We start from the raw sequence: 1383 nt of genomic DNA on the forward strand, positions 1-1383 counted from the left end.
GGAAAAAGGGTTTAAACCCTTGTGCAGCAAGCGATTCGCTAGGGTCAACGAAATAATGCGGTTTTCAAGGTTCGGCAGACCCTAGCGAAAAAGCTAGCTCTTGAGCAATAGTAGCTAAATAATCTGCTATTGCCAACCAAAATGAATCATTTCTCAATATTTTGGCGATTCACGTGCTGAAGAATGTCGCGCAGAACACCGCTTTTGCCATGGCAGTTGAGCAGTACAACGTCTCCTTTAAGGGCTCCTGAGGCTTGTAGCCTATAGATGGCATGGGTTAAAGGGTGGCTCATGTAGTCGGCAATGATGACGATCACGTTGCAGCGGCTCAGTTTTTTCTTGAGCTTGCTTTTGCGGATACTAGCTTCCCGCAGCGGTGGAATCGTGACCCAATGCTTGAGCCCATAATGGGTGGTGAGTTCTTTGATCACGCTCCGCCGGGTGGTGGGGTGGCCACCCACAAGCCCCAAGACGATCAGCGATAAATCTGGGGTCGAGGTTTCTGCGGCGGGGTCGGGTGCTGTCCATGGCACCAGGGTCGGGAGCTGTGGTGCAGGGTTGTTGTAGAGGTAGGCCATGAGTTCTTGCAGCTGCTGTTCGAGTTCCCACACATGCAGTTGCAGGTCATCGCGTTCGTCTTCGGCCTGTTTTTTGAGCGCTGCTAGACTGCGTAGTTCTAGATTGGCTAGACGTTGATGGTCTGCTGCCTTTTGCTGCATAAGGTTTTGCTCGGCTTGTAGGGTAGAGAGGTGTTTCATGAGTCGTTGCTTGTCTCGGCGATCTTTGCCCGACCAGCCATCAAGCCAAGGTTTAAGCTTTGCCTGCAATGCAAGATTGCCTTGTCTAAGCCAGTTGAGGATGCGTTTTAGCATGGGTTTACTCCAGGGGTTTGACCCAAACAGAGGCGTTTTCGGCTAACCGATCTAGGGCGGCAAAAATGGTTTGATAGTTTACAAACAGCGCTTGCCCGGCTTTGCAGTTTAGATACCTGCACCGGATGGCGATCTGTACCCAGGTTTGCATTTCTGCCGCCACCGCTGGGGCATCAAGGTGAAAAGAGAAAAGAGAAAAGGGAAAACCGAAAAGGAACGAGAAAAACGTTCATCCTGCTGTTTGCGGGCTATACCTTTCGTTCTTCGTTCTTCGTTCTTCCCTCTTTCCCATCACGCCGTCGCTCGCCAAACCGTCTCCTGGTCTCCCTGCCGCCGCTGGGCTGCTGCGGTAGCGTTTTCCATCAGGTGGTCGAGGGCTAGATAGATACAGCGATAGCGGTCAGAAAGGTCTTGGCCTGTGTTGGCGGTTAGGCACCCGGCCCCGATAGCCGCTTCGAGCCAAAGCTGCATGTCGGCTGCGGCCAGTTGAGCCTCACTGAGGTGGCCCATC

General features: G+C 52.8%; 2 protein-coding genes. Both read right to left on the reverse strand.

Annotation, left to right across the window (positions count from 1 at the left end; translation table 11 throughout):
- Positions 1–146: 146 nt before the first annotated feature.
- On the reverse strand, positions 147–872 hold the full coding sequence (locus V6D20_06715) for a hypothetical protein (GenBank protein HEY9815479.1): 726 nt from the start codon (positions 870–872) through the stop codon (positions 147–149).
- 291 nt (positions 873–1163) lie between these two features.
- Positions 1164–1383 (reverse strand): hypothetical protein (locus tag V6D20_06720; GenBank protein ID HEY9815480.1); only part of this gene is annotated, 220 nt, incomplete at its 5' end.

The organism is Candidatus Obscuribacterales bacterium (genome assembly GCA_036703605.1).
GTDB lineage: Bacteria > Cyanobacteriota > Cyanobacteriia > RECH01 > RECH01 > RECH01.